The organism is Pantoea sp. CTOTU50773 (assembly GCF_032082325.1).
In the GTDB taxonomy this organism is placed as follows: Bacteria; Pseudomonadota; Gammaproteobacteria; order Enterobacterales; family Enterobacteriaceae; genus Pantoea; species Pantoea communis.
On the sequence record NZ_DAMDQC010000143.1, the window covers coordinates 4,057 to 11,188 of the forward strand.

Sequence of the window (7,132 nt, forward strand, 5' to 3'; positions counted from 1 at the left end):
ATCCAGCGGTATTGATGAATGATCGCCTGTTCAACACCCTGAACAGCTGGGTGGATCGCCACTACCGCGATCGCCTCACGCAAGCCGATTTGGCCGATCCGCAATTACTGCGTGAAGGACGCACCGCGCTGGATGAGCTGACACAGCTGCTAGACTTAGGCAGTGTCTACGCATTTCAGCGTTAACCTCAGAGGGTAAGTGAAGCTTCTGAGTTGAAAAGGAGTGTACATGCAGGATTTTCTACAACAAACCCTGTCAGGTAAGCCGCCGCAGCAGCGGCAGGGCAGCAATGCCCATTTACAGTGGCAGTGGCATGATGAGGGCATTCTATCCCTGACCCCCCATGCACCGACGCATCAGGCGCTGGTACTGTCAGCGGGCGTCCACGGCAACGAAACGGCCCCGGTTGAGATTCTTAACCTGTTGCTGACGCCACTGCTACGCGGAGAACAACCGTTAGCGGTGCGCTTGCTGGTGATATTAGGCAATCCAGAGGCGCTGCGCAGCGGCAAACGCTATCAGCAATATGATATTAACCGTTTGTTCGGAGGGCGCTGGCAGAAGGTTCCCGACCTACCTGAAGCGCAGCGTACGCTGCAACTGGAGCAAGCGCTTGAGCGATTTTGGCGCGAGTGTCGCGATCATGAAGTGCGCTGGCATCTGGATCTGCATACCGCGATTCGTGGCTCGTACCATGCGCGTTTCGGCGTGATGCCGCTGAATCCTCAGCCGTGGCCGCAGGATTTCCTGCACTGGCTGGCGGCGGCTGAGCTGGAGGCGCTGGTGTTTCATCGTTCCCCAGGTGGCACTTTTACCCATTACAGCTGTGAACATCACGATGCGGCCAGCTGCACGCTGGAGCTGGGTAAAGCGCTGCCGTTTGGTGAAAATGATCTTAGCCAGTTCGCGGCGGTACAGCTGGCGCTGGCGGCATTGTTGTACGGTGAGTCACTGCCAGAAGTGCGGGAACAGCCGCGACACTATCGTGTGGCACAGCAAATTACCCGTCACGGCGACGCGTTTGTGCTGCACATGGGGCCAGAGACCCTGAACTTCACCGCTTTCCCGCAGGGCACGTTGCTGGCAGAAGAGGGCGAGACGCGCTATTACGTGCAACAGGCGCGCGAATATGTGCTGTTTCCCAATCCGAATGTTGCCGCAGGATTGCGTGCAGGCTTGATGCTGGTGGAAGAAAACGAGCAAACGCAGGCACTGACGTTATAAAAAAGGTGGGTGAAGAAAATTCACCCATTTTTCCCTTCCGCAAATCCGACAATACCGTTACACTCCTCCTTAATTCCTGCGCATTTCCGTTTGATTGTCATACTCTTTTGCAATTCCTCACGCATTTCTTCTCTTTCTCTCCATGATTGCCTGATTACTGTCTTTTATGCTTTCAGGGCTTTACTCAGACTCTGAGTAGTTGACGTTTGGCGTCGTATGCTTGTTTCCGAAGACGCGACACACCTTGTCGTCATGAAACTGAATAGTAAGGACAAATATTATGCGTAAACTCACTTCCCTGTTCCTGGCTACTGCAATGGCTCTTGGTGCTGCCAACATCGTCCACGCTGCAGCGGACAATCTGACACCACCGCCAGCAGGTAGCGAAAAACCGATGCACAAGCCGCCAATGCATCATCACGGTATGGAGATGATGTTCAAAGGCCTGAATTTAACGGATGCGCAGAAAGCGCAGATCAAGACCATCATGCGTGACAGCCATAAAGAGATGAAACGTCCATCTCTGGAAGAGCGTCGTGCCAACCACAGCATCATCGCTTCAGATACTTTCGATAAAGCGAAAGCCGAAGCGCAGGCTGAGAAAATGACCGCCAACGCGAAAGATCGTGCGGTGAGCATGATGGAAACACAGAACAAGATTTACAACGTGCTGACGCCTGAGCAGAAAAAACAGTACAACGCCAACTTTGAGAAACGTCTGACAGAGAAAGGCCCGCATGACGGTAAAATGCCGCCACCGCCGGCTGATGGTGAATAAGCCGTTTAGCTAATCGGTTTGAGACCGCCGACGTTGTCCACTGCATCTGATGCTTTGGGCAGCGTCGGCGGTTTTGTTTTAGAGTTCTATCAGCGGGAAAACCCCGGACAGTAGCGGGCGGCACAAAATTTTATAGCCGTCATGATCAAAACCCTGGCGTGCGCGCTGCAGTTGGCGAGCCTCTGCTTCGGTAGCGACCGAACCGAGCCAGAACCAGTGATCGATGACGTGAATCTGCGTCATCTCCGTGCCCACTTCCACCATGCCAACCGGGCCTTGCCACGGCCAGCACACCACGCGCATCTGTTCCAATGCCTCACGTAACCGTTGCTGATGGGCTTCAATGGATTCGTTGCCGCAACACGCCCCAGCGCAGCGTTTTAGTGCGGCGCGAAAACAGCCGCGTCCCGGCGTTAAACGCTCCAACCCCAACAATCCATGACACAGGCGCTGTTCATCGGCGATCGTCTTGAGTTTTTCCATGGCTCCAAAGCGACTGCGAAATAAGCCGTAGAGATTCGGTGAGCACGAGAAGTCGAGATCTTTGGCGTACACCACCTGCGGAGGGCCATCGCCAAGCTGCAATGAACAGAGCTGACGATTTTTGCGCAGGCGCTTATTAAACAGCGGCTGTTGCGTTTTGATCATCTGCGCTTCCAGCAGTTGCGCGCCAAGATCGCCCGCGGTAGGGATCCAGGTGACGCGTCGCGCCTGGCGCAACATGTTGGCTTCGTCCGGGGTGCGAAAATGCGACATCACCCGACTGCGCAGGTTGACGCTTTTGCCGATATATAACGGCAGGTTAGCGCTGTCACCGTGAAAGGTGTAAACGCCAGGCTGATTGGGCAAACCTTCCAGCCATTGGCGTAAATGTTCGGGATATTGATAAATCGCGGCCGCATCAAATTCGAGGCGGTGGCTGGCTGCACGTCTGACCAAAACACACTCCGATTACTGGTTGTCTGTCCAGTATATCAGCGTGATGCTTTTCTCGCCAGTCAGCGGCAGGAGGAGGGCGTTTCCCGCGACAGCGGCGGGAAACGTAGAGCGGTTACTTTTTCCAGAAGTCGTCGAACACGGTGATCGGCGGACGACGCTTGTGTTCGGTTTTCAGATACCAGCCTTCAATGATCTTCGCGGCGGCGGCATCGATGGTTTTGCCTTCCAGATAAGCGTCAATCTGTTGATAGGTGACGCCGAGTGCCACTTCGTCCTGCAAGCCAGGACGATCGTCTTCCAGATCGGCAGTAGGATGCTTCAGATACAAGTGTTCCGGGCAGCCGAGGGTTTTTAACAGCTGTTTTCCCTGACCTTTGTGCAGGCGGAAAATCGGGTTGATATCGCTGCCGCCGTCACCGTATTTGGTGAAGAAACCGGTCACGGCTTCGGCCGCATGGTCGGTGCCCACCACCACGCCTTTGGTCATGCCGGCGATGCTGTATTGTGCCTTCATACGCTCACGCGCTTTTTCGTTGCCGCGCACGAAATCTGAAACCACGATGCCCGCCTCTTTCAACGCGCGCTCGCTGGAGAGAATCGCTTCCTTGATATTCACGACCAAGGTGCGATCCGGCTGGATAAATGCCAGCGCATCCTGACAATCCTGCTCATCGGCCTGCACGCCATACGGCAGACGTACCGCAATAAAGGTGTAATCTTTGTCGCCGGTCTCTTCACGTAACTCGCGAATGGCGGTTTGTGACAAGATGCCGGTTAGCGTGGAGTCCTGTCCGCCGCTGATGCCGAGCACCAGGGTTTTCAGGAATGGATTGGCTTTCAGGTAGGATTTCAGAAAATCGACGCTGACGCGGACTTCCTGTTGCGGATCGATAACGGGTTTAACACCCAACGCTTCAATGATTTCCTGCTGCAGTGACATGAACCTCTCCTCAAGTCAGTAGCCTGACGGCACAATACGAATCATCTGCTAAAGCTAACGCCTCCGCTGGCAAACAACAAGCCGCATGGCTTGTTGTCGCACTTATTTGCAGGCTTTTCAGGCGCTTTTCGGTTTTTGCGCCAACAGGATGAACATCAAAATTGCCAGCATAAAGCAGCCAAAGATAGTGCCCGTCATGCTCAATACTGAGGTGCCGCCCAAACCGGTTACGGGCACGCTAATGGCACCTAAGGTGAACATGGTGACGCCAATCACCGCCGAGGCGCTGCCTGCACGGTGTCCCTGACTTTGCATCGCCAATGACGAAGCCGTGGTGGCAATCACACCGTTACTGGCGATGGTGAAGAACAGTGCCAGCAGAATGATTGGCAATGGTGCACCGGTCAGGCCAGCTAATAGCAAGCAACCTGACGCCACGAATGCCAGCGTCAGTCCACCTTTCAGCACGCGATATTCACCCCACAGCGGGCACAAGCGTGCACTGGTTTGAGATGCAATAATCAGGCCGAAGCCATTGGCGGCGAAGCAGAAGCTAAACGCCTGCGGCGACAGGCCATAGATTTGCTGTAATACAAACGGGGAAGCGCCAATGTAGGCAAACATGCCGGACATCATAAAGCCCTGCGTCAGGCAGAAGCCCATGAAGGGACGATGAGTGATCACCTGGCCGAGTGCTGCCCAGGCGGAAAAGATTGAGCCCTGGCTGCGACGTTCGGCGGGCAGCGTTTCATGCAGTTTCCAGCGCGCAAGGAAGATCAGCAGTACAGCGATACAACCGAGCACTACAAAAATGCCGCGCCAGTTCAGCACCGTCATTAACACACCGCCGAGCACCGGTGCACCAATTGGCGCAAGGCCATTCACCAGCATCAGCAGGGCAAAGAAGCGAGTCAGTTCATGGCCGCTGTACATATCACGAGCGATAGCGCGTGATAATACCGCACCGCCTGCGCCCGCCAGACCTTCAAACAGACGCGCTACCAACAGAGAGTGAATGTCTTTTGCCAGCGCGCACCCAACCGACGCGATAAATAACAGCACCAGCGACAGTAACAACGGGCGGATACGGCCAAACTTGTCGCTCATCGGGCCAAACAGCAATTGTCCAGCGCCGAGGCCCAGTAATCCTGCGGTCAAACTTAACTGCGCGGTGGCGGTTTCGGTATGCAGATCGCGCGCCAGTTCAGGTAAGGCGGGCAAGTACAAGTCGATACAGAGCGGTCCAAGTGCCGCGAGCAGGCCCAGCGTAATGGCGTAAACCAGCCGATTAGAGTGTGCAGGTGTCATTGATCCTCTGTTTTCTTGATGTCTTGAGATTTTTTCGCCGGGGGATTATACGAAGCGTGAAGCGGCAACACAGCAACTTTACGAAAAACTAACGTTTCAGAAATTGCCTAAAACATTGCCATTGATTTGATTAATCTGGATTTATGTTCCAAGCTTAGTGTGACATGGACAAAGAATGAGGAATATAAAGATGAATAAAGTGCTGGGATGTATCGCTGCCGCTGTGACGCTGGTAGCTCTGTCAGGTTGTACGACTTATGACAAAGCGGAAAGCTATGTGACTAAGCCGGTGGTTAAGGATGTGAAAAAAGGAATGACGCGCGATCAGGTTCGCCAGATTGCGGGTGCTCCATCAACTGAAATCACCATGGTACACGCCCGTGGTACTTGCCAGACTTACGTGATTGGCGAGCGTGATGGTAAAGCACAGACCTACTTTGTCAGTTACAACGATGTGGGCCGTGTCATGAACTACGGTTTCCAGAGCTGTAAAGACTACGATACCGATCCGCAAGCTGCTCAGTAATTCTTGCCGAATGCAAAAAGGCCCGTCAATGACGGGCCTTTTTTCGTTTTACGCTTACAGTCCGTACGGGCGGGGCACTTCAACGTAATTGCCGCCCATCTCACGCTGATAGTAGTGACCTTCCTGCACGTAATAGCGTTTTCCGTTGAAATCGAGCACGCGCATCCCGCCTTCTGGCGGCGCTTCAGGCGCCTGAACCACCACGTAGGTATCGCCCTGACGCTGGTAGTAATTGCCATTCAGCATGTAATAAGTGAGACCGCCTATCAGCACCGCTGTCGCCGCCTCAGGTAAGAAGCGCAGCGGACCAGGACCGCCCCAACGTGGGCCACCACCCCAATGTGGACCTGGGCCGGGGCCCCAGCCGTAAGGGTGGGCAAAACTAATGGCGGGCGTTAATAAGGTTAACGCCAGCACCGAGGCGATAACGTTTTTCATCGGTGATTCTCCTGCTATGACTGATAGCAGAATTAGCCTTCTGACGACAAAACTCAAGTGAAAAGTGGCTGATTTTTCGTCTGTTTACCATGCTTAACGCTTTCCTGACGCTAGCGCCACGATCGGGGGGAATGGCGGAGTTTCAGCCATAAAAAAACGGCAGGCGATGAGGCCTGCCGTTGTTCTGCTGCGTCGGAATTAGCGATGCGCCAGTTCAGCGTGCTCGTCGCTTTCCAGCACTCTTTTATCGGTCAAACCGAGCCAGCGGCTGGTGAGTGAACCGGCCGTCATCGAACCATTGACGTTCAATGCGGTACGGCCCATGTCGATCAGCGGCTCAATGGAAATCAGCAGCGCAACCAGGGTCACCGGTAAGCCCATCGCAGGCAGCACAATCAGCGCTGCGAAGGTGGCACCGCCGCCGACACCGGCAACACCGGCTGAGCTCAGCGTAACGATACCGACCAGCGTCGCAATCCACATCGGATCAAACGGGTTGATGCCGACCGTTGGCGCAACCATCACCGCCAGCATGGTCGGGTACAAACCGGCGCAACCGTTCTGACCAATGGTGGCACCGAAGGAAGCCGAGAAGCTGGCAATCGATTCGGGCACACCAAGACGGCGCGTCTGCGTTTCGACGTTCAGCGGAATGCTGGCCGCACTGGAACGGCTGGTGAAAGCGAAGGTGATCACCGGCCATACTTTGCGGAAGAAGCGCATCGGGTTGATGCCGTTCACTGACAGCAGCAGGGCGTGCACACCAAACATGATCGCCAGACCGAGATAAGAGGCCACCACAAAACCACCCAGCTTGATGATGTCCTGCAGGTTAGAACCCGCCACCACTTTGGTCATCAGGGCCAGCACACCGTAAGGGGTCAGCTGCATGATCACACGCACCAGTCTCATCACCCAGGACTGCAGCGTATCAATTGCCACCAGTACGCGCTCGCCTTTGCCTTTGTCATCCTTCAGC

Annotated in this window: 9 protein-coding genes; 4 read left to right on the forward strand and 5 right to left on the reverse strand. The window is 54.8% G+C overall.

Annotated elements, in window-relative coordinates; translation table 11 throughout:
• From RT340_RS18305 to spy, 3 genes are all read left to right on the forward strand, one after another.
• A partial coding sequence (locus RT340_RS18305; RefSeq protein WP_313377441.1) for an N-succinylarginine dihydrolase occupies positions 1-185 on the forward strand: 185 nt, incomplete at its 5' end.
• A gap of 43 nt (positions 186-228) precedes the next feature.
• Complete coding sequence (gene astE, locus RT340_RS18310) at positions 229-1,224, forward strand: succinylglutamate desuccinylase (RefSeq protein ID WP_211727829.1); 996 nt, start codon at positions 229-231, stop codon at positions 1,222-1,224.
• A gap of 280 nt (positions 1,225-1,504) precedes the next feature.
• Positions 1,505-2,002, forward strand: a complete 498-nt coding sequence (gene spy, locus RT340_RS18315) for an ATP-independent periplasmic protein-refolding chaperone Spy (RefSeq protein ID WP_034821771.1) — start codon at positions 1,505-1,507, stop codon at positions 2,000-2,002.
• Positions 2,003-2,080: 78 nt separating this feature from the next.
• On the opposite strand, the gene cho is transcribed toward spy, so the two are convergent.
• The 3 genes from cho to RT340_RS18330 form a co-directional block, all read right to left on the reverse strand.
• Positions 2,081-2,941, reverse strand: coding sequence for an excinuclease Cho (gene cho / locus RT340_RS18320; protein WP_313377442.1), 861 nt, complete (start codon positions 2,939-2,941; stop codon positions 2,081-2,083).
• A 112-nt stretch (positions 2,942-3,053) separates the two neighbouring features.
• Positions 3,054-3,881: an ammonia-dependent NAD(+) synthetase gene (nadE, locus tag RT340_RS18325; RefSeq protein ID WP_313377443.1), complete on the reverse strand. Its 828-nt coding sequence runs from the start codon at positions 3,879-3,881 to the stop codon at positions 3,054-3,056.
• A gap of 117 nt (positions 3,882-3,998) precedes the next feature.
• A complete protein-coding gene (locus tag RT340_RS18330) occupies positions 3,999-5,189 on the reverse strand; it encodes a multidrug effflux MFS transporter (protein WP_313377444.1) in 1,191 nt (396 codons plus the stop codon).
• A 190-nt stretch (positions 5,190-5,379) separates the two neighbouring features.
• Between RT340_RS18330 and osmE the strand changes: the two genes are divergently transcribed.
• Positions 5,380-5,715, forward strand: coding sequence for an osmotically-inducible lipoprotein OsmE (osmE, locus tag RT340_RS18335; RefSeq protein WP_034821760.1), 336 nt, complete (start codon positions 5,380-5,382; stop codon positions 5,713-5,715).
• A 54-nt stretch (positions 5,716-5,769) separates the two neighbouring features.
• Here osmE and RT340_RS18340 read toward each other — a convergent pair whose 3' ends face one another.
• Together RT340_RS18340 and RT340_RS18345 are read right to left on the reverse strand one after the other, a co-directional pair.
• A complete protein-coding gene (locus RT340_RS18340; RefSeq protein WP_034821757.1) occupies positions 5,770-6,153 on the reverse strand; it encodes a DUF6515 family protein in 384 nt (127 codons plus the stop codon).
• Positions 6,154-6,351: 198 nt separating this feature from the next.
• Positions 6,352-7,132 (reverse strand): cation:dicarboxylate symporter family transporter (locus tag RT340_RS18345; RefSeq protein WP_313377445.1); only part of this gene is annotated, 781 nt, incomplete at its 5' end.